Annotated in this window: 17 protein-coding genes; all 17 read left to right on the top strand. The window is 67.4% G+C overall.

The window, feature by feature from the left end; translation table 11 throughout:
• The first annotated feature begins 319 nt into the window (after positions 1–319).
• A complete protein-coding gene (locus LDO29_RS24085; RefSeq protein ID WP_224082257.1) occupies positions 320–1,324 on the top strand; it encodes a sulfate ABC transporter substrate-binding protein in 1,005 nt (334 codons plus the stop codon).
• Positions 1,325–1,407: 83 nt separating this feature from the next.
• Positions 1,408–2,019, top strand: a complete 612-nt coding sequence (gene ssuE, locus LDO29_RS24080) for an NADPH-dependent FMN reductase (protein WP_224082256.1) — start codon at positions 1,408–1,410, stop codon at positions 2,017–2,019.
• A gap of 193 nt (positions 2,020–2,212) precedes the next feature.
• The gene (locus tag LDO29_RS24075; RefSeq protein WP_224082255.1) at positions 2,213–3,283 is read left to right on the top strand and encodes a sulfonate ABC transporter substrate-binding protein; all 1,071 of its coding nucleotides are present in this window, start codon (positions 2,213–2,215) and stop codon (positions 3,281–3,283) included.
• 34 nt (positions 3,284–3,317) lie between these two features.
• Complete coding sequence (gene ssuD, locus LDO29_RS24070; RefSeq protein WP_224082254.1) at positions 3,318–4,481, top strand: FMNH2-dependent alkanesulfonate monooxygenase; 1,164 nt, start codon at positions 3,318–3,320, stop codon at positions 4,479–4,481.
• 10 nt (positions 4,482–4,491) lie between these two features.
• Complete coding sequence (gene ssuC / locus LDO29_RS24065; protein WP_224082253.1) at positions 4,492–5,292, top strand: aliphatic sulfonate ABC transporter permease SsuC; 801 nt, start codon at positions 4,492–4,494, stop codon at positions 5,290–5,292.
• Between the two features lie 12 nt (positions 5,293–5,304).
• Positions 5,305–6,204: an ATP-binding cassette domain-containing protein gene (locus LDO29_RS24060; protein ID WP_224082252.1), complete on the top strand. Its 900-nt coding sequence runs from the start codon at positions 5,305–5,307 to the stop codon at positions 6,202–6,204.
• Positions 6,205–6,270: 66 nt separating this feature from the next.
• Positions 6,271–6,486: a TOBE domain-containing protein gene (locus tag LDO29_RS24055; protein ID WP_011298135.1), complete on the top strand. Its 216-nt coding sequence runs from the start codon at positions 6,271–6,273 to the stop codon at positions 6,484–6,486.
• Positions 6,487–6,572: 86 nt separating this feature from the next.
• Complete coding sequence (locus LDO29_RS24050) at positions 6,573–7,415, top strand: EAL domain-containing protein (RefSeq protein ID WP_224082251.1); 843 nt, start codon at positions 6,573–6,575, stop codon at positions 7,413–7,415.
• Complete coding sequence (locus LDO29_RS24045; RefSeq protein WP_224082250.1) at positions 7,412–8,071, top strand: RBBP9/YdeN family alpha/beta hydrolase; 660 nt, start codon at positions 7,412–7,414, stop codon at positions 8,069–8,071. Before LDO29_RS24050 ends, LDO29_RS24045 begins: the two co-directional genes overlap by 4 nt.
• 135 nt (positions 8,072–8,206) lie before the next feature.
• Positions 8,207–9,172, top strand: a complete 966-nt coding sequence (cysT, locus tag LDO29_RS24040) for a sulfate ABC transporter permease subunit CysT (RefSeq protein WP_224082249.1) — start codon at positions 8,207–8,209, stop codon at positions 9,170–9,172.
• A 1-nt stretch (position 9,173) separates the two neighbouring features.
• Complete coding sequence (gene cysW / locus LDO29_RS24035; protein ID WP_224082248.1) at positions 9,174–10,097, top strand: sulfate ABC transporter permease subunit CysW; 924 nt, start codon at positions 9,174–9,176, stop codon at positions 10,095–10,097.
• Positions 10,094–11,233, top strand: coding sequence for a sulfate/molybdate ABC transporter ATP-binding protein (locus LDO29_RS24030; RefSeq protein ID WP_224082247.1), 1,140 nt, complete (start codon positions 10,094–10,096; stop codon positions 11,231–11,233). The genes cysW and LDO29_RS24030 overlap by 4 nt, the downstream gene beginning before the upstream one ends.
• Positions 11,230–12,177, top strand: coding sequence for a CysB family HTH-type transcriptional regulator (locus LDO29_RS24025; RefSeq protein ID WP_224082246.1), 948 nt, complete (start codon positions 11,230–11,232; stop codon positions 12,175–12,177). The genes LDO29_RS24030 and LDO29_RS24025 overlap by 4 nt, the downstream gene beginning before the upstream one ends.
• Before the next feature lie 322 nt (positions 12,178–12,499).
• Positions 12,500–13,672 carry a sensor histidine kinase gene (locus LDO29_RS24020; protein ID WP_224082245.1) on the top strand — a complete coding sequence of 391 codons (1,173 nt, stop codon included), beginning with the start codon at positions 12,500–12,502 and terminating at the stop codon, positions 13,670–13,672.
• A gap of 67 nt (positions 13,673–13,739) precedes the next feature.
• The gene (locus LDO29_RS24015; protein ID WP_224082244.1) at positions 13,740–14,561 is read left to right on the top strand and encodes a LytR/AlgR family response regulator transcription factor; all 822 of its coding nucleotides are present in this window, start codon (positions 13,740–13,742) and stop codon (positions 14,559–14,561) included.
• Positions 14,562–14,717: 156 nt separating this feature from the next.
• Positions 14,718–15,980, top strand: coding sequence for an MFS transporter (locus tag LDO29_RS24010; RefSeq protein ID WP_224082243.1), 1,263 nt, complete (start codon positions 14,718–14,720; stop codon positions 15,978–15,980).
• A gap of 68 nt (positions 15,981–16,048) precedes the next feature.
• Positions 16,049–17,779, top strand: coding sequence for a thiamine pyrophosphate-binding protein (locus LDO29_RS24005; protein ID WP_224082242.1), 1,731 nt, complete (start codon positions 16,049–16,051; stop codon positions 17,777–17,779).
• The last annotated feature ends 31 nt before the right edge of the window (positions 17,780–17,810 follow it).

The following is a 17,810-nucleotide window of genomic DNA, read 5'->3' as shown; positions in this document are numbered from 1 at the left end:
CCAACTCGCTGCCACCACTTGCTTGCCTCACCCGTCGATTCGAAATCGCGAGTAAACGCCTTCTTAGCCCGGTTTACAACCCCATCGTCACGACTTGTGTGTAATGCAATGCGGTAAACCACCTCATCAGCACCGCGCGTCGGCATGTGCATATTTCCGCCCGATCTTATGCGGAAAACACGCAAGGTTCGGCGAAAGCATTCGTTCCGTTCAGATAGGCCCCTCGGTAGTCTTGCTCCTGACACAAGCCCGGCCACGCAAGGCGGGCAGCCAATGAGGCGCCCCGGCGCCATTCACGACACCTGACGGGAGCAACAAGATGATTCGCAAGCTGGCCATCGGCCTGGCCGCAGTGGCCGCCATCGGCGCCGCGCAGACGGCGACGGCAACCAATCTGCTGAACGTTTCCTACGATCCCACGCGCGAGCTGTACGTGGACGTGAACGCCGCGTTTGCCAAGGCCTGGAAGGCCCAGGGTGGCGACACCGTGACCGTGCGCCAGTCGCACGGCGGCTCGGGCAAGCAGGCCCGCTCCGTGATCGACGGGCTGGACGCCGACGTGGTCACGCTGGCGCTGGGCTATGACATCGACGCGATTGCCGAGAGGGGCCTGATCAAGCCGGACTGGCAGAAGCGCCTGCCGCACAACGCTTCGCCTTACACCTCGACCATCGTGTTCCTGGTGCGCAAGGGCAACCCCAAGGGCATCAAGGACTGGAACGACCTGGTCAAGCCGGGCGTGCAGGTCATTACCCCTAATCCCAAGACTTCCGGCGGCGCACGCTGGAACTACCTGGCGGCATGGGGCTATGCGCTGCGCCAGCCGGGTGGCAATGACGCCAAGGCACGCGAGTTCGTCGGCGAGCTGCTCAAGCATGTGCCGGTACTGGATTCGGGCGCGCGCGGCGCCACCACGACCTTCGTGGAGCGCGGCCTCGGCGACGTGCTGATCGCGTGGGAGAACGAAGCGATCCTCGCCATCAAGGAGCTGGGCCCGGACAAGTTCGACATCGTCGCGCCGTCGGTCTCCATCCTGGCCGAGCCGCCCGTTGCCGTGGTCGACAAGGTGGTCGACAAGAAGGGCACCCGCAAGGCGGCCGAAGCGTACCTGCAGTTCCTGTACACCGACGAAGGCCAGGAGATTGCAGCCAAGAACTACTACCGGCCGATTTCTCAGAAGATCGCCGCCAAGTACGCGGCGAACTTCCCGAAGGTGAAGCTGTTCACGATCGATGAAGTATTCGGCGGCTGGCAGAAAGCGCAGAAGACCCACTTTGCCGATGGCGGTTCGTTCGACCAGATTTACCAGCCCGGCAAGAAGTAGGAAGTAATCCACGAGACGGACGGGTCGGCGCCAGCGTCCTGGGCGACCGGCACCGTCCCGCCAACCCGAAGAAGGAAGCCCCGATGTCCATCCTCACCCTGTCCGGCAGTCCCTCGGTGCAATCGCGCTCCGGTCACCTGCTGGCTCACCTGCGCAGCGAGCTGGAAGCCGCCGGCGAGCGCACCAGCCACATCGACCTGCGCGAGCTGCCCGCCGGACCGCTGCTGGCGGCGCGTGTGGACGACCCCGCGATTGCCGGCGCCGCGCGCGCGGTGGCGGAGGCACAGGTGGTGGTGCTGGCCACACCGGTCTACAAGGCCGCCTACAGCGGCCTGCTCAAGGCTTTCCTGGACGTGCTGCCGCAGACCGGCCTGCGCGACAAGGTCGTGCTGCCGATTGCCACCGGCGGCAGCCTGGCGCACGCGCTGGCAATCGACTATGCCTTGCGGCCGGTGCTGTCGGCGCTCGGCTCGCGCCAGATCCTGCCCGGCATCTTTGCTGTGGACCAGCAGATCGAAATCGACGGAACGCAGCCCGCGCGCTTCGATGCCACGCTGGCGCTCCGCCTGGAAGAAGGCGTGCTGCGCGTGCGCGAGGCGCTGGCCCGCGCGCGCATCGACGTCCCGCTTGAGGTCATATCCATACCGCCTGCCCAGCGCGCCGCCCGCGCGGTGGTGCGGCGATGTCCTGCCTGAACTGATTCGTAGTCCCGCCGGCCATTAGTCCACTAGCTCGCTCGTCGCTGGCCGGCCTCCACGGCAATCGCGTTGTCATGCCGCCTGCGTACCAGGCCGGCAGGGCGGGTTGTTGCCAGCATCGGCCGCGGTTCCGGCCAAGACCATCCATGCAGACAGATTGCCGGACGCGTGCCGGCCCAGGAAGGAATCCATGACATCGTCCACCTTGTCGCCGGTTGCCGGCGAATCCGCAACCCGCCACGCAACCCGCTCGTCCCGTCCGCAAGTCGCCGGACAGCGCCGCCGCCGTATCCTGATCGCTGCGCTCGTGCTGGCGACCGGCCTTGCCTATGGCCTGCTGCCGGGCCGCGCCGAAGCCCAGTCGAAGACCGTCGATCCCAAGGTGCTTCGCATCGGCTACCAGAAGTACGGCACGCTGACGCTGCTGAAGGTGCGCGGCACGCTGGAAAAGCGCCTCGCGCCGCAGGGCATCACCGTCAAGTGGACGGAGTTCCCGGCCGGCCCGCAACTGCTCGAAGGCCTCAACGTCGGCGCCATCGATTTCGGCACCGTCGGCGAAGCCCCGCCGATCTTTGCGCAGGCTGCCGGCGCGCAGCTTGCGTACATCGGCAACGAACCGCCGGCACCGACCGCCGAAGCCATCGTGGTGCCCAAGGGCTCGGCCATCAAGAGCGTGGCGGACCTGCGCGGCAAGCGCGTGGCGCTGAACAAGGGCTCCAACGTCCATTACCTGCTGGTGCGCCAGCTCGAGAAAGCGGGCATTCCCTACAACGAGATCCAGCCGGTCTATCTGCCGCCGGCCGACGCACGCGCCGCCTTTGAGCGCGGCGCGGTGGATGCGTGGGTGATCTGGGACCCGTTCCTGGCCGCCGCCGAGAAGCAGCTCGGAGCGCGCGTACTGGCCGATGGCCGCGGCGCCGATGGCAAGAACGTGGTCAGCAACCACCAGTTCTACCTGGCGTCGCGCCCCTACGCAGAGGCAAAGCCGGAGATCGTCAAGCTGCTGCTCGATGAGCTGGCATCGCTCGGTGCGTGGGCGGAAAAGAACCCGAAAGAGGCGTCGGCCGTGCTGACCCGCGAACTCGGTCTGGAGCCCGCCGTGCTCGACCTGGCCGTATCGCGCTTCTCGTATGGCGCGCAGCCCGTGAGCGCCGAGGTGCTGGCCGAACAGCAACGCATTGCCGACGTCTTCCATTCGCTCAAGCTCATCCCGAAGCCGATCAAGGTCTCGGACGCAGGCTGGCAGCAGGCGCAGCGCTGAGGCGCACCGACCAAAACAATAACGAGGTACCGATATGCAAGTTTTCTGGTTTATCCCGACCCATGGCGACAGCCGCTACCTGGGCACGTCCGAAGGCGCGCGCGAGGTGGGCATCGACTACCTGAAGCAGGTGGCCGTCGCGACCGACACGCTTGGCTACGAAGGCGTGCTGATCCCCACTGGCCGCTCTTGCGAAGATCCGTGGGTGGTCGCGTCGGCGCTGGCCGCGGTCACACAACGCCTGCGTTTCCTCGTGGCCGTGCGCCCGGGCCTGATGACGCCGACGCTGGCCGCGCGCATGGCCGCGACCTTCGACCGCATCTCGGGCGGCCGGCTGCTGGTCAACCTGGTGACGGGGGGCGATGTGGCCGAACTGGAAGGAGACGGCCTGTTCCTCGACCACGCCGCGCGCTACGAAGCCTCGGCCGAATTTATCCGCATCTGGCGCGACGTGCTCGCGGCCAGCCATGACAGCGGCGAGATCAGTTTCGAAGGGCGCCACCTGAAGGTGAAGGGCGCACGCGTGCTGTATCCGCCGTTGCAGCGGCCCCACCCGCCGGTCTACTTCGGCGGCTCGTCGGCCGCCGCGCACGAACTGGCGGGCGAGCAGGTCGACACCTACCTGACCTGGGGCGAGCCGCCGGCCGATGTGGCGCTGAAGCTTGCTGACGTGCGCCGGCATGCCGAGTGCCATGGCCGCACGGTGAAGTTCGGCATCCGCCTGCACGTGATCGTGCGCGAGACCGAGGCCGCTGCGTGGGCCGCGGCCGATGACCTGATCAGCCGCCTGGACGACGACACCGTGGCACGTGCGCAGGCCGTGTTCGCGAAGATGGATTCGGAGGGCCAGCGCCGCATGGCCGCATTGCATGCCGGCGGCAGCAATCGCACGCGCGAGGCGCTGGAAATCAGCCCGAACCTGTGGGCCGGCGTGGGCCTGGTGCGCGGCGGCGCGGGCACGGCGCTGGTCGGCGATCCGCATCAGGTGGCCGAGCGCATCCGCGAATACGCGGAGCTGGGTATCGATACCTTCGTGCTGTCGGGCTATCCGCATCTCGAAGAGGCCTACCGCTTCGCGGAACTGGTGTTCCCGCTGCTGCCGCTATCCTTGCGCAAGCAGCTGCCGGGGCAGGTGCTGTCCGGGCCGTTCGGTGAAGTCATGGCAACCGGCATCGTGCCGCGTGCCTCGCAAAGCTGAGGAGGCCGCCATGTCCGCTCCCCTGATTCCGCCGCGCCGTGACTGGCGCATCGTGGCGCGCACGCTGGCGCCGTGGGTGATGCCGGCGCTGCTGATCGTCGCCTGGCAGGCCGCATCGCAGTTCGGCTGGCTGTCCACGCGCGTGCTGCCCGCGCCGCTGGCCGTGGTGCAGGCTGCGTGGGAACTGGCCCGCTCCGGCGAACTGTGGACGCATGTCTGGATCAGCACTTGGCGCGCCGCGGTGGGCCTTGCCGTGGGCGGCGGCCTGGGCCTGCTGCTCGGGCTGCTGACCGGCACGTTCCGCAGCGCCGCCACGCTGCTGGACAGCACGCTGCAGATGGTCCGCAACATCCCGACGCTGGCGTTGATCCCGCTGGTGATCCTGTGGTTCGGCATCGACGAGACCGCCAAGCTGTTCCTGGTTGCGCTGGGCGTGTTCTTCCCGGTGTACCTGAACACGTTCCACGGCATCCGCGCGGTCGACCCGCCCCTGATCGAGATGGCGCGCAGCTACGGGCTGTCGGGCTGGCGCCTGTACCGCGAGGTGATCCTGCCCGGCGCGCTGCCGAGCATTCTCGTTGGCGTGCGTTTCTCGCTGGGGCTGATGTGGGTGATCCTGATCGTGGCGGAGACCATCTCGGCGCAGTCGGGCATCGGCTACATGACCATGAACGCGCGCGAGTTCCTGCAGACCGACGTGGTGCTGGTGGGCATCCTGCTCTATGCGCTGCTCGGCAAGCTGGCCGATGTGCTGTCACGCGGGCTGGAGCGCTTCTGGCTGCGCTGGCATCCGGGTTACCAGACTGCCTGAAGGAGAACTGACATGCAAAGCAATCCGGTGGAACAGGCCGCGCTCGCGTATGCCGATACACGCCTGAATCCGGCGGGCGCGCCGCGCCAGGCCGAAGTGCAGCCCGGGGGCGTCGCGCTGCGCGTGCAGCAGGTCGTCAAGCGCTATGACGGCCGCGAAGTGCTGCACCGTATCGAACTCAGCGCGGCTCCCGGCGAATTCGTCGCCATCGTCGGGCGCAGCGGCTGCGGCAAGAGCACCTTGCTGCGGCTGGTGGCGGGGCTGGAGGCATCGGACGAAGGTGCCATCACGCTCGATGCGCAGCCGGCCCGCACGCTGCAGCAGGACATCCGCGTGATGTTCCAGGACTCGCGCCTGCTGCCGTGGAAGCGTGTGCAGGAGAACGTGGCATTGGGCCTGCCGCGCGAGCGCAGGGACGAGGCCGCTGCCGTGCTCGGGCAGGTTGGCCTTGCGGACCGCGCGGACGCGTGGCCGGCGCGGCTCTCCGGCGGGCAGCGCCAGCGCGTGGCACTGGCGCGCGCGCTGGTGCATCACCCGCGCCTGCTGCTGCTCGATGAACCGCTGGGCGCGCTGGATGCGCTCACGCGCATCGAGATGCAGGGCTTGATCGAATCACTGTGGAGCCGTCTGGGCTTCACCGCGCTGCTGGTGACGCACGATGTGTCCGAGGCCGTGGCGCTGGCCGATCGCATCGTGCTGATCGAGGACGGGCGCATTGCGATGGATGAACCCGTTGCGCTCGCCAGGCCGCGGCAGCGTGGTTCATCGGCGTTTGCGCAACTGGAAGAACGGGTGCTGCAGCGGGTCATGCAGCACACGCCGCCTGCGGACACCATATCGCAGACAGAGCAGGAACCCACTGCGGACCGGTCGCTGGTGCGCACGGTGGAGTCGGTACGCTTTGCGGTGTAACGCATCCGGAACCCGCACATCGTCATTACATAATCTTCATACGCCTTCACGAAAGGAGCTTCTATCATGAGCATTCAGGCGATCAACGTACGCAACCAGTTCCGCGGCAAGGTTGCCGCCATCATCGAAGGCCCGGTGGTTTCCGAAGTGGATGTGGAAACGCCGGCCGGCATCGTCACCTCGGTCATCACCACACGCTCCATCCGCGACCTCGGCCTCACGCTGGGCAGCGAAGTCGTTGCGCTGGTCAAGGCGACCGAGGTGTCCATTGCCAAGCTGTAAGGTGCCGCGGGCCGTCTGTGCACGGCCCGCAGCTTGATTGTCAAACGGGAATACCGGCGCCGGGAGGCGCCAAAGGAAACAGAGGCATGGCCACCGCAGGCGCGAATGCACCCGAAGCCAGGTTGAGCGCCCTGGAACGCTATCTTGAAACATTGCCGCGGGAGCCGCTGGCCGACCGCCAGCTGTGGCGCGATGCGCGTGGCCAGGTGCAGGGCCAGTTCTTCAACTGTTCGCTGACCAGCGCGTTCGAGCCACTGGTGATGCTGGCCGACCGCGAGGTGGTGGCGCACGAAGGCGCCGTCCACACGTACGCACAGGACGGTGTCGGCCTGGCCGCGTGGAAGCTGTTCGCGATGGCGGCCGATGATGCCACGCTGGTGTCGCTGGACCGGCTGTCGCGCCTGGTGCACGCGATCAATTACTTTGCCGCCGACGGTGCGCACAAGCTGGTGCTCAACGTGCACAACCGCCTGCTGGCTGCGGTGGCCGATGACCACGGCTCCGCCTTCCGGCGCGCACTGCAGTCGCTGGGGCTGCCGCTGGAGCGCTTCGTGATCCAGGTGCCGGCCAGCGCCAACGACGACCTGCCACTGTTGCTGCACGTGGTGGGCAACTACCGCCGCAACGGCTTTGCCGTCAGCCTGCAGGCATCCGATCCGGCCGAGGCCGGCGCGCTGATGGCGCATGCCTTGCCGGACTGGCTCAAGCTCGATATGCGCCGCACATGGACGGACCGCCAGCTCGCCGGGCTGCGCGCGAGTGCGGCCAATGCCGGCGTCACGCTGATCGGCCGGCGGCTGCAGGATGCGCTCAGCGTGGAGCGCCTGCAGGCGGCTGGCATCGCGCTGGGGCAGGGCGCGTTTGCGGGCGGACTGGTGACGCCCGCAGGCCTGCGTGATACACAGGTATTGAGCGAGGAGGTGGCATGACGGACAGCAGCAAGCCGGTTCCGCGCCTGGAGATTCCCAGGCATCTGCAGGTGCTCACCGTGCCGGGCCTGCATGGCAGCGGCCCGGGCCACTGGCAAAGCCGCTGGGAACAGCGCTTCCCGGACTGGCAACGGGTCGAGCAGCATGACTGGTCGCGCCCGAGCCTGACGCTGTGGGCCGAGCGCGTGTCCGAGGGCGTGATGCGCGCGCAGCGCGTGGCGGCACGCGGCGCCATATTGGTCGCGCACAGCTTTGGCTGTCTGGCATCGCTTCGGCAGGCGGCGCTCGACCCGATCGGCATTGCCGGCGCATTGCTGGTGGCGCCGGCGGATCCGGACAAATTTGGTGTCGCCCACCTGTTGCCCGGCTACAAGCTGCCTTTTCCTACCCTCCTGGTCGCGAGCCGCAATGATCCGTGGATGCCCCAGCGCACCGCATTCAGCTGGGGCACGCTGTGGGGCAGCGAACTCATCGACGCGGGCAGCCTCGGTCACATCAATGCGGATTCCGGCCTTGGCGACTGGGGCGAAGGGCTGGCCTTGCTCGGCACACTGGTTCAGCGCATGGCCTTCGAAGGTAGCGCCGAAGCCACTGGCGACCAGGCTGGACCCTGGGAAGCGGGCGTGGAAGTGGCTTCTACTGTGCCTTATATCTAAATCGTCTAAGAAAATTCGTAAAGATTCGTTCTGTTTATAAGGACGTCTCTGCAGAATTTGTCTCGTAGGCCGGCGCGATATGCGCTGGTTTCATAAGTGAGGCCCGTGCGACGGGCCCACCACAGACGAGACGACATGCCATCCACCATCTCCCTGGCGGACACGCCGCCACCGGCCGCGCCCGATTCACCCGATGCGCGCGCCTCCCGCCGCGCGCCGGGCCGCAACAGCCGCCAACGTTTCACGGTGCTGCCGGGGTTCGGCCTGTCGCTGGGCTTCACGATCTTCTACCTGACGCTGATCGTCCTGATCCCGCTGTCGGCCACGTTCCTGAAGACCTTCACGATGACGTGGGATGCCTTCTGGACGACGGTGACGGCACCGCGCGTGGTGGCTTCCTACCAACTGAGCTTTGGCGCGTCGCTGGTCGCGGCGATCATCAACACGGTCTTCGGGCTGGTGGTGGCCTGGGTGCTGGTGCGCTACCGCTTTCCCGGCAAGCGCCTGATCGATGCGCTGGTCGACCTGCCGTTTGCGCTGCCCACTGCCGTGGCGGGTATTGCACTGACGGCGCTGTTCGCGGGCAACGGCTGGATCGGCCGCTACCTCGAGCCGCTCGGCATCAAGGTGGCCTTCACCCCGCTGGGCGTGGTGGTGGCACTGACCTTCATCGGCCTGCCGTTCGTCGTGCGTACGGTGCAGCCGGTGCTGGAAGACGTGGAGCAGGAGCTGGAAGAAGCCGCGGCCAGCCTCGGCGCCACGCGCCTGCAGACCTTTGTGCGCGTGATCCTGCCGGCCATCCTGCCGGCGCTGCTGACGGGCTTTGCACTCTCGTTTGCGCGTGCCACTGGTGAATATGGCTCGGTGGTGTTCATCTCCGGCAACATGCCGATGGTCTCGGAGATCGCGCCACTGATGATCTATTCCAAGCTGGAGCAATACGAGTACGCGGGCGCCACCGCGGTCGCCGTGGTGATGCTGGTGATCTCCTTCGCGCTGCTGCTCCTGATCAACCTGCTGCAAGCCTGGACCCGCCGCCACCAATCTGGCGTGCACGCTGGCCTCGCACTGGAAGCGCCCGCCACGGGCAAGGAACACTGACATGGCCGGCGCAGTTTCGGGCCGCATTGGGCGGCAGGGCACGGCCCACCACAAGTACGACGCCACTGGCGAAGCCGCGTGGGTGCGCTACACGCTCATCACCGTGGCGGTACTGTTCCTCACGCTGTTCCTGTTCGTGCCGCTGTCTTCGGTCTTCTATGAGGCGCTGCGCAAGGGCGTGCAGACCTACTGGGAAGCGCTGGTGGAGCCGGATGCGCTGTCGGCCATCCAGCTCACGCTGACTGTGGCCGCCATCGCGGTGCCGCTGAACCTGGTGTTCGGCGTGGCCGCGGCGTGGGCCATCGCCAAGTTCGAGTTCCCGGGCAAGAACCTGCTGATCACGCTGATCGACCTGCCGTTCTCGGTATCGCCGGTGATCTCGGGCCTGGTCTATGTGCTGCTGTTCGGCGCGCAGGGCTGGTTCGGCCCGTGGCTGGAGGCGCATGACATCAAGATCATGTTCGCGGTGCCAGGCATCGTGCTGGCCACGATCTTCGTGACTTTCCCGTTCGTGGCGCGCGAGCTGATTCCGCTGATGCAGGCGCAGGGTAGCGAAGAGGAAGAGGCCGCCATCGTGCTGGGTGCGTCGGGCTGGCAGACGTTCCGGCATATCACCCTGCCGAACATCCGCTGGGGCCTGCTATATGGCGTGATCCTGTGCAATGCGCGGGCGATGGGCGAGTTCGGCGCGGTGTCGGTCGTGTCGGGCCATATCCGCGGTCTGACCAACACCATGCCGCTGCACGTGGAGATCCTCTACAACGAGTACAACTTCGCGGCGGCGTTTGCGGTGGCATCGCTGCTGACGCTGCTGGCCCTGGTGACGCTGGGCATCAAGACGCTGGTGGAATTCCGCGCCCGCAAGGAAAACGAAGACGCTGCCACGGAACGTCCGCTGGCCGCACTGCAAGGACAGGCATCATGAGCATTCAGGTCAAGAGCGTAGAGAAGCGTTTTGGCGATTTCGTCGCGCTGGACAACGTCTCGCTGGACTTCGAAGAGGGCGAGCTGACTGCGCTGCTCGGGCCGTCGGGCTGTGGCAAGACCACGCTGTTGCGCATCATCGCGGGCCTGGAGCGTGCCGACGCGGGCCAGATCGTGTTGGCCGGGCGCGATGCCTCGGAGCAACATGTGCGCCAGCGCCAGGTCGGCTTCGTGTTCCAGCACTATGCGCTGTTCAAGCACATGAGCGTGTTCGAGAACGTGGCCTTCGGCCTGCGCGTGAAGCCGCGCGGCGAGCGCCCGAGCGAAGCGAAGATCCGCGAGAAGGTGAAGTCCTTGCTGGAGCTGGTGCAGCTCGACTGGCTGGCCGACCGCTATCCCGCACAGCTTTCCGGCGGCCAGCGCCAGCGTATCGCGCTGGCCCGTGCACTGGCGGTGGAACCGCGCGTGCTGCTGCTCGACGAACCGTTCGGCGCGCTCGATGCCAAGGTACGCAAGGAACTGCGCCGCTGGCTGCGCCGCCTGCATGACGAACTGCACGTGACCAGCGTGTTCGTCACGCATGACCAGGAAGAAGCGCTGGAAGTGGCCGACCAGGTGGTGCTGATGAACCGCGGCCGCGTCGAGCAGTTCGGCTCGCCGGAGGCCGTCTACAACCATCCGGCCACACCGTTCGTGTTCGGCTTCCTCGGCAATGTCAACCTGTTCCACGGCCGGCTGGAGGTGGGCGAGAGCGGCGGCCTGCTGCACACCGGCGAAGCGGTGCTGCCGGTGGTGGGCAGCGGCCACGAGACCGCCGGCGATGCCGTGGCCTATGTGCGTCCGCACGACCTGGACCTGGAGCGCTATGCGCCGGGCACCGACGGCATCGCCGTCACGCTGCGCCGCGCGTTGACGCTGGGCCCGGTGGCCCAGCTCGAACTGGAGCGCGAGGACAACCAGGACGTGATCGAAGTGGCGCTGCCGCTGGAGCGCTTCCGCCACGCGGGCTTCCGTGAAGGCGAACTGCTCGCGGTGCGTCCGCGCCAGCTTCGCGTCTTTACCCAGCACACACAACAACAAACGAACGGGCGCGCCAACGGCGTGGCAACGAGCGGACAACAAGGGGCAGTGCGATGAACTTCCAGCAACTCCGATCGATCCGTGAGGCGGTGCGCCGCCAGTTCAACCTGACCGAGGTGGCCAACGCGCTCTACACCTCGCAGCCGGGCGTGTCGCGCCAGATCCGAGAACTGGAAGAAGAGCTCGGCGTGGAGATCTTCGAGCGCTACGGCAAACGCCTGACCGGGCTGACCGAGCCGGGGCGCGAGATCGTGCGCATCGTCGAGCGGCTGCTGCTCGAGGCCGAGAACCTGCGCCAGGCAGGCGACGAGTTTGCCGGCCGCCACACCGGCCGCTTGACGATCGCCACGACGCACACGCAGGCGCGCTACGCGCTGCCCAAGGTGGTGCAGTCGTTCCGCCGCGCGTATCCGCACGTGACGCTGGCGCTGCAGGAGGCATCGCCGACGCATATCGTCGAGCTGCTGCTGACCGGGCAGGCCGACATCGGCATTGCGACCGAGGCGGTCGCCGCCGAGGCGGGGCTGACCTCGTTCGAGGCCTACACCTGGCAGCACGTGCTGGTGGTCGCGCCCAATCATCCGCTGGCGCTCGTGCCGGAGCCGACGCTGGAAGACGTAGCCGGCTTCCCGCTGATCACGTATGACGCCGGCTTCACCGGGCGCCGCAGGATCGACGGCGCCTTTGCCGAGGCCGGCCTGCAGCCGGAAATCGTGCTGACGGCGCTTGACGCCGACGTGATCAAGACCTACGCGGAGCTGGAACTGGGCGTGGGCATCATCGCGTCGATGGCCTATGACGAGCGCAAGGACTCGGGCCTGGTGCGGATTTCGGCCGGCCATCTGTTCGCGCCCAACACCACCAGCGTGGCGGTGCGCCGCGGCGCCTACCTGCGTGGCTATGCGCACGATTTCATCAACATGTTCGCGCCGCACCTGTCGCGCGACACGGTCACCAGCGCACTGAGCGAAAGCGACACGCGGCAGGCGCTCGCGGCCTGACCAGCACGGCTGGCGCCCGGCCAGCCCTGCAGCATCCGCCACACGGCACCCTGTTGCGGCGTCCACGCTGTGCAGGCAGCGGCACACGCCGCTGCCCATCCTGCCACCACGCGGTTCGCGCCATGCGCCCGCCGTTCGTCGCAAGACACTTTTCTTCCCGGCCCCAGGCGGCGTAAAGTGCCTGCACGTGCCGGGGATTCTGACTCTCCGGTCCATGTCGCAGCGCAACAGACATTGCGCGCGATGCCATCGACGAGGAGGCGTGCGGGAACCGTATGCATCCGGACCTCCACGCATTGCACCAGGTACAGGCCACGCTAACATGAACGCCATGGACCGCTGCCTTTCCTCCGCCATTCCGTCCCGGCTGACGATTCTCGGGCGCGACCTGCTGTTCGTGCTGTGCATGAACACGGTGATCGCCGTCAGCCTGAACTACGGCTTCCAGACCGGTGGTACGTTCTGGCACAACTTCGTCTACAGCCACCTGATCGGCTTGTCGATCTGGCTGCTGATCGACATCCCGCGCGTGCTGATCTGGTGGAATGACCGGCCGCGCCGCTGGCCATTCCTGTGCCTGGCCGCTGCCGCGGTGCCGCTCGGCGTGATCCTCGGAAGCTGGGCCACGCGCGAGGTGCTGAACCTGCCGCCCAAGTCCGTAGCCGAGACCGGCGACATGCTGCGCATGTGCCTGGTGGTGGGCATGCTGGCGTCGGCCAGCATGATCTATTTCTACTGGTCGCGCGAAAAGCTTGCCCACCTGGAGCGCCAGGCCGCGCTGGACGCCCTGCAGCGCGAGGAGGCCGAGAAGCAGCTCGTGCGCGCCCAACTGATGGCGCTGCAGGCGCAGATCGAGCCGCACTTCCTGTTCAACTCGCTGGCCAACCTCGACGGGCTGATCGCCACCGACCCGCGCGCCGCGCGCAAGCTGCTGCAGCGGCTGATCGGGTTCCTGCGCACCTCGCTGTCGCATACGCGGGCCGAGCAATGCACGCTGCGCCAGGAGTTCGAGCTGCTGCGCAGCTACCTGGACATCCAGGGCATGCGTTTCGGCACTCGGCTCGGCTACCACATCGACCTGCCGCCCGAACTGGCTGGCGTGGAGATTCCGCCCATGCTGATCCAGCCGCTGGTGGAGAACGCCGTCACGCACGGCATCGAGCCTTGCATGCGCGGCGGCCACATCACGCTGTCGGCACGCGCGGCCGGCGACGACGCGGTGCAGGTGATCATTGCCGATACGGGCGTGGGCTTTGGCCATGGATCGGGCAAGGGCTCGGGCCTGGGCCTGACCCACGTGCGCGAACGGCTGGCGCGCATTTTCGGCGCCGCGGCCAATATGCAGATGGAAGAAAACAGCCCGCGCGGCGTGGTAGTGCGCCTGACGCTGCCGCTGACCCGCCATACCGAGGTGCCGGTGCCCGCCGCGGCACCTGCCGCCACACCGGTGCCGGCCACTCCCGCAGGCGCCACGCCGGCCATGCCGCGCCCCTGATGATCCCGCCAGGCCCGCGCCTGCCCGCACCCGCCTGCCAATGACGGTCACGCCCCCTGATCCCGCCATGACACCGACCCTGCTGATTGCCGATGATGAACCCTTGCTGGCCCGCGTGCTGGAATCCGAACTGGCGGCGTTGTGGCCGGAAGCCAGGATCGTCGGCGTTGTCCACGACGGCGTCGCTGCGCTCGATGCGGCGCGACAACACGAGCCGACGGTCGTGTTCCTGGACATCCGCATGCCCGGCATGAGCGGCATGGACGTGGCGCGGGAACTCGTCGACTTCGACGTGCCGCCGCTGGTGGTATTCGTGACCGCCTACGACCAGTTCGCGCTGGAGGCCTTCGAGAAGGCCGCCGTGGACTACGTGCTCAAGCCCGTGCAGCACGAGCGGCTGGAGGCGACCGTCTCGCGCCTCAAGGCACGTCTGGCGGAGGTCCAGGCCGGGGCGGAGCCGAGCGCTGCCCAGATCGACAACGGCCAGCTGGCACAACTGCTCAATCGCCTGGAAGCGCTGGAGCACCCGGCAGCGGCACGCGGCGCGCCGGGGCAGCAGGGCAGCTACCTGCGCTTCATCAAGGCGCTGGTTGGCCAGGAGGTGCGCATCATCCCGGTCGATGAGGTGATCTACCTCGAAGCCACCGACAAGTACGTCAACGTGGTATCCACAGGGGGCGAGGCGCTGATCCGAACCAGCTTGCGCGAACTGACGCAGCAGCTTGATCCGGAGCGTTTCTGGCAGATCCACCGCGGTACGGTGGTCAATATCGCGTGCGTGGCCGCTGCGGTCACCCAATCGCTCGGACGCGTATCGCTGCGCTTGCGCGACCGGCCGGAATCGTTGCCCGTGGCAAGGCAGTACGCATACCTGTTCAAGCAGATGTAGTTGTCTCAGACATTGCGGTGCCGGCTGCACCTGGATGCAGCCGGTTGCGGTTTTCCTCTATGATGCGAGCTTCGGTACGCGCTTTTGCATGCCCTTGTGCGCAGGCATGCGGCGCGCTTGCCATCCCAGCTGGCTCCATCCCGCGAATCCGCCGCCATGACTACCGCCGCTCTCGATCCCAGCCGCAATTCGCTCCGCCATGACGCACAGGTGATCGGCCTGGTTGGCCTGGCACACGGGGTTTCCCACTTCTACCATCTGCTGCTGGCGCCGCTGTTTCCGTGGATCAAGGCGGAGTTCGGCCTGAGCTATGCGGAGCTGGGACTGCTGATGACGGTCTTCTTTGCGGTCTCGGCGGTGGTGCAGACGGCTTCGGGCTTCGTAGTGGACCGCTTTGGCCCCCGGCCGGTGCTATTTGCCGGGCTGGCCTTCCTGGGCACAGCCGCCTTGCTGCTGTCGGCAAGCACCGGCTACGTCGCGCTGCTGTTTGGCGCCGGCGTGGCAGGGCTGGGCAACGGGGTGTTCCATCCGGCCGACTTCACGCTGCTGAACAAGCACGTGTCTCAGCCCCGGCTCGGGCATGCGTTCTCGGTCCATGGGATCTCGGGCAACCTGGGCTGGGCAGCCGCGCCGGTGTTCCTGGTGACCATTGCGAACCTGGCGACATGGCGCGTGGCGCTGGCCTCCGCTTCGTTGGTGGCGTTCGGCGTGCTGGCTGTGCTGCTGGTACTGCGCCACGTGCTCGACCCGCGCGAGCTCGGTAGTGCGGTGGGCCGCCCGAAGGCTGCGCAGGCCGGGGCCGGTGGTAGCCTGCTTGGCTTCCTGAGGCTGCCGCAGGTCTGGGTGTGCTGGGCGTTCTTCCTGCTGACCACGTTTTCGGCGGCCGGCATCCAGAGCTTTGCGCCGACCGCGCTCACGCAGCTCTACGGCATCCCGTTCACGCTGGCTACCGCGTCCTACACCATCTACATGCTTTGCAGCGCGGGGGGCATGGTGGTCGGCGGGTTTGCCGCCAGCCGCACCAGCAACCATGACCGGCTGATCGCGCTGAGTTTCACCGTGTCGGGCCTGGTGGCCATGCTGGTGGGCCTGAACATCGCGCCGGGCCTGCTGGTGCCGGTGCTGCTCGGTGTGATCGGCTTCGGCGCCGGCACGGCCGGCCCCTCGCGCGACCTGCTCGTGCGCGCCGCGGCCCCGGCAGGCGCCACGGGCCGCGTGTACGGCGTGGTCTATTCCGGCCTGGACATCGGCCTGGCCAGCGGGCCGCTGTTCTTCGGCGCGCTGATGGACGCGCACTTGCCCAACTGGGTGTTCTTCATGATCGGCGGCTTCCAGCTGGTGTCGATCTTCACCGCGGTGACGGTCGGCAACGGCAACCGTTTGCGCCGCGGCGCCACCTCGCAGGTGCCGGCCGCATAGGCCCGCAGCCGGATCGCATTCCCGTGCGCCGGCTACGCCGGTGCCCCGAGTTTTTCCGAGGATCCTTCATGTCTTCCAAGCCTGTTTCCGCCGGCGCCGCGCAGCCAGAACCGCTGTGCGGCGGCCATATCCTGGTCGATGCGCTGCTTGCGCACGGTGCCGAACTGGCCTTCGGCGTGCCGGGCGAGAGCTACCTTGCCGTGCTCGACGGCTTTCACCGCCGGCGCGACCAGTTGCGCTTCGTCATCTGCCGCCAGGAAGGCGGCGCCGCGGTCATGGCCGAAGCCTACGGCAAGCTCACGGGGCGCCCCGGCCTGGCGTTCTGCACGCGCGGGCCTGGCGCCACCAATGCCAGCATCGGCGTGCACACGGCATTCCAGGATTCGACGCCGATGATCTTGTTCATCGGCCAGGTCGGCACCGACTTCGCGGACCGCGAGGCCTTCCAGGAAATCGACTACCGCCGCATGTTCGGCCAGATGGCCAAGTGGGTCGCGCAGATCGACCGCGTGGAACGGATTCCGGAATACATCGCACGCGCCTACCAGACCGCCACGTCGGGGCGGCCAGGGCCGGTGGTGCTGGCCTTGCCCGAAGACATGCTCACGCAGGAGGCAGCTGTGCCGCAGCTCGCGGCCCATCAACGCGTCCTGAGCTGGCCCGGCGATGACGACATGCAGCGCCTGTCCGGCATGCTCGCGGCGGCCGAGCGTCCGTTCGTGCTGGTCGGCGGCAGCGGCTGGACGCCGGAGGCGTGTACGCAGGTCCAGCAGTTTGCCGAGCGCTTCGCGCTGCCGGTTGGCTGTGCATTCCGCGGCCAGGATTTGTTCGACAACCGGCATCCGAACTATGCCGGCGACGTCGGCATCGGCATCAACCCGGCACTGGCCGAGCGTATCCGCAGCGCGGATCTTGTGCTGGCGATCGGCCCGCGCCTCGGCGAAATGACCACTGGCGGCTACGCGCTGATCAGCGCGCCGCGCCCGTCGCAGCAACTGATCCATATCCATGCGGGTGCGGAGGAACTGGGTAGCGTCTACCAGGCGGACCTGATGATCCACGCATCGATGCCGGCCATCGCCGCACGGCTGGCGGCATTGCCGTCGCCGGCCACGCCGCCGCGCTGGCAGGGCTGGTCGCAGGACGCACATGCCGACTACGAGCGCTACCTGACACCGCCCGCGTACACGGGGCAGGGCGTCGACATGGCCGAAGTGGTGCGCACCCTCGACCGCCTGCTGCCTGCCGATGCCGTCGTGACCAATGGCGCCGGCAACTATGCGGGCTGGCTGCACCGCTATTTCCGCTATCGCCCGTTCGCGGGAGGCGGGCGCGGACAGCTTGCGCCGACCAGCGGCGCCATGGGTTATGGCGTGCCGGCCGCCGTGGGCGCAAAGATTGCTTTCCCGCAACGCACGGTCGTGGCCCTGGCGGGCGACGGCTGCTTTCTGATGGACGGGCAGGAGCTGGCCACCGCCATGCAATACGGGGCCCCGGTGGTGTTCATTGTCGTCAACAACGGCATGTATGGCACCATCCGCATGCACCAGGAGCGCGAATACCCGGCTCACGTGTCGGGCACCGAGCTGCACAACCCGGACTTTGCCGCGCTGGCGCGCGCCTATGGCGCGCGCGGTGCCACCGTGACCACGACCGAAGCGTTCGAGCCCGCGCTGCGCGAAGCGCTGGCCGCGCCGGTCTCCACGCTGATCGAGATCCGCGTGGACCCGGATGTGATCACCCCGCGCACCACGCTTAGCGCCATTCGCGCGCAGGCGCAGGCCAGCGGCAAGCACTGAGTGAGCCGCAGCGGGCCGACAGGACCGATTT

Source organism: Cupriavidus laharis, assembly GCF_914271435.1.
In the GTDB taxonomy this organism is placed as follows: domain Bacteria; phylum Pseudomonadota; class Gammaproteobacteria; order Burkholderiales; family Burkholderiaceae; genus Cupriavidus; species Cupriavidus laharis.
The sequence above is the reverse complement of the archived record's forward strand: the minus strand, read 5'-3'. Positions and strand labels throughout refer to the sequence as shown.

Coding starts and splice junctions, on each gene's coding strand:
- ssuD (WP_224082254.1), top strand. CDS start 3,318: ATGCAAGTTTTCTGGTTTATCCCGACCCATGGCGACAGCCGCTACCTG.
- LDO29_RS24015 (WP_224082244.1), top strand. CDS start 13,740: ATGACACCGACCCTGCTGATTGCCGATGATGAACCCTTGCTGGCCCGC.
- LDO29_RS24060 (WP_224082252.1), top strand. CDS start 5,305: ATGCAAAGCAATCCGGTGGAACAGGCCGCGCTCGCGTATGCCGATACA.
- LDO29_RS24050 (WP_224082251.1), top strand. CDS start 6,573: ATGGCCACCGCAGGCGCGAATGCACCCGAAGCCAGGTTGAGCGCCCTG.
- ssuC (WP_224082253.1), top strand. CDS start 4,492: ATGTCCGCTCCCCTGATTCCGCCGCGCCGTGACTGGCGCATCGTGGCG.
- LDO29_RS24055 (WP_011298135.1), top strand. CDS start 6,271: ATGAGCATTCAGGCGATCAACGTACGCAACCAGTTCCGCGGCAAGGTT.
- LDO29_RS24075 (WP_224082255.1), top strand. CDS start 2,213: ATGACATCGTCCACCTTGTCGCCGGTTGCCGGCGAATCCGCAACCCGC.
- LDO29_RS24010 (WP_224082243.1), top strand. CDS start 14,718: ATGACTACCGCCGCTCTCGATCCCAGCCGCAATTCGCTCCGCCATGAC.
- LDO29_RS24025 (WP_224082246.1), top strand. CDS start 11,230: ATGAACTTCCAGCAACTCCGATCGATCCGTGAGGCGGTGCGCCGCCAG.
- LDO29_RS24085 (WP_224082257.1), top strand. CDS start 320: ATGATTCGCAAGCTGGCCATCGGCCTGGCCGCAGTGGCCGCCATCGGC.
- cysT (WP_224082249.1), top strand. CDS start 8,207: ATGCCATCCACCATCTCCCTGGCGGACACGCCGCCACCGGCCGCGCCC.
- LDO29_RS24045 (WP_224082250.1), top strand. CDS start 7,412: ATGACGGACAGCAGCAAGCCGGTTCCGCGCCTGGAGATTCCCAGGCAT.
- LDO29_RS24030 (WP_224082247.1), top strand. CDS start 10,094: ATGAGCATTCAGGTCAAGAGCGTAGAGAAGCGTTTTGGCGATTTCGTC.
- LDO29_RS24020 (WP_224082245.1), top strand. CDS start 12,500: ATGAACGCCATGGACCGCTGCCTTTCCTCCGCCATTCCGTCCCGGCTG.
- LDO29_RS24005 (WP_224082242.1), top strand. CDS start 16,049: ATGTCTTCCAAGCCTGTTTCCGCCGGCGCCGCGCAGCCAGAACCGCTG.
- cysW (WP_224082248.1), top strand. CDS start 9,174: ATGGCCGGCGCAGTTTCGGGCCGCATTGGGCGGCAGGGCACGGCCCAC.
- ssuE (WP_224082256.1), top strand. CDS start 1,408: ATGTCCATCCTCACCCTGTCCGGCAGTCCCTCGGTGCAATCGCGCTCC.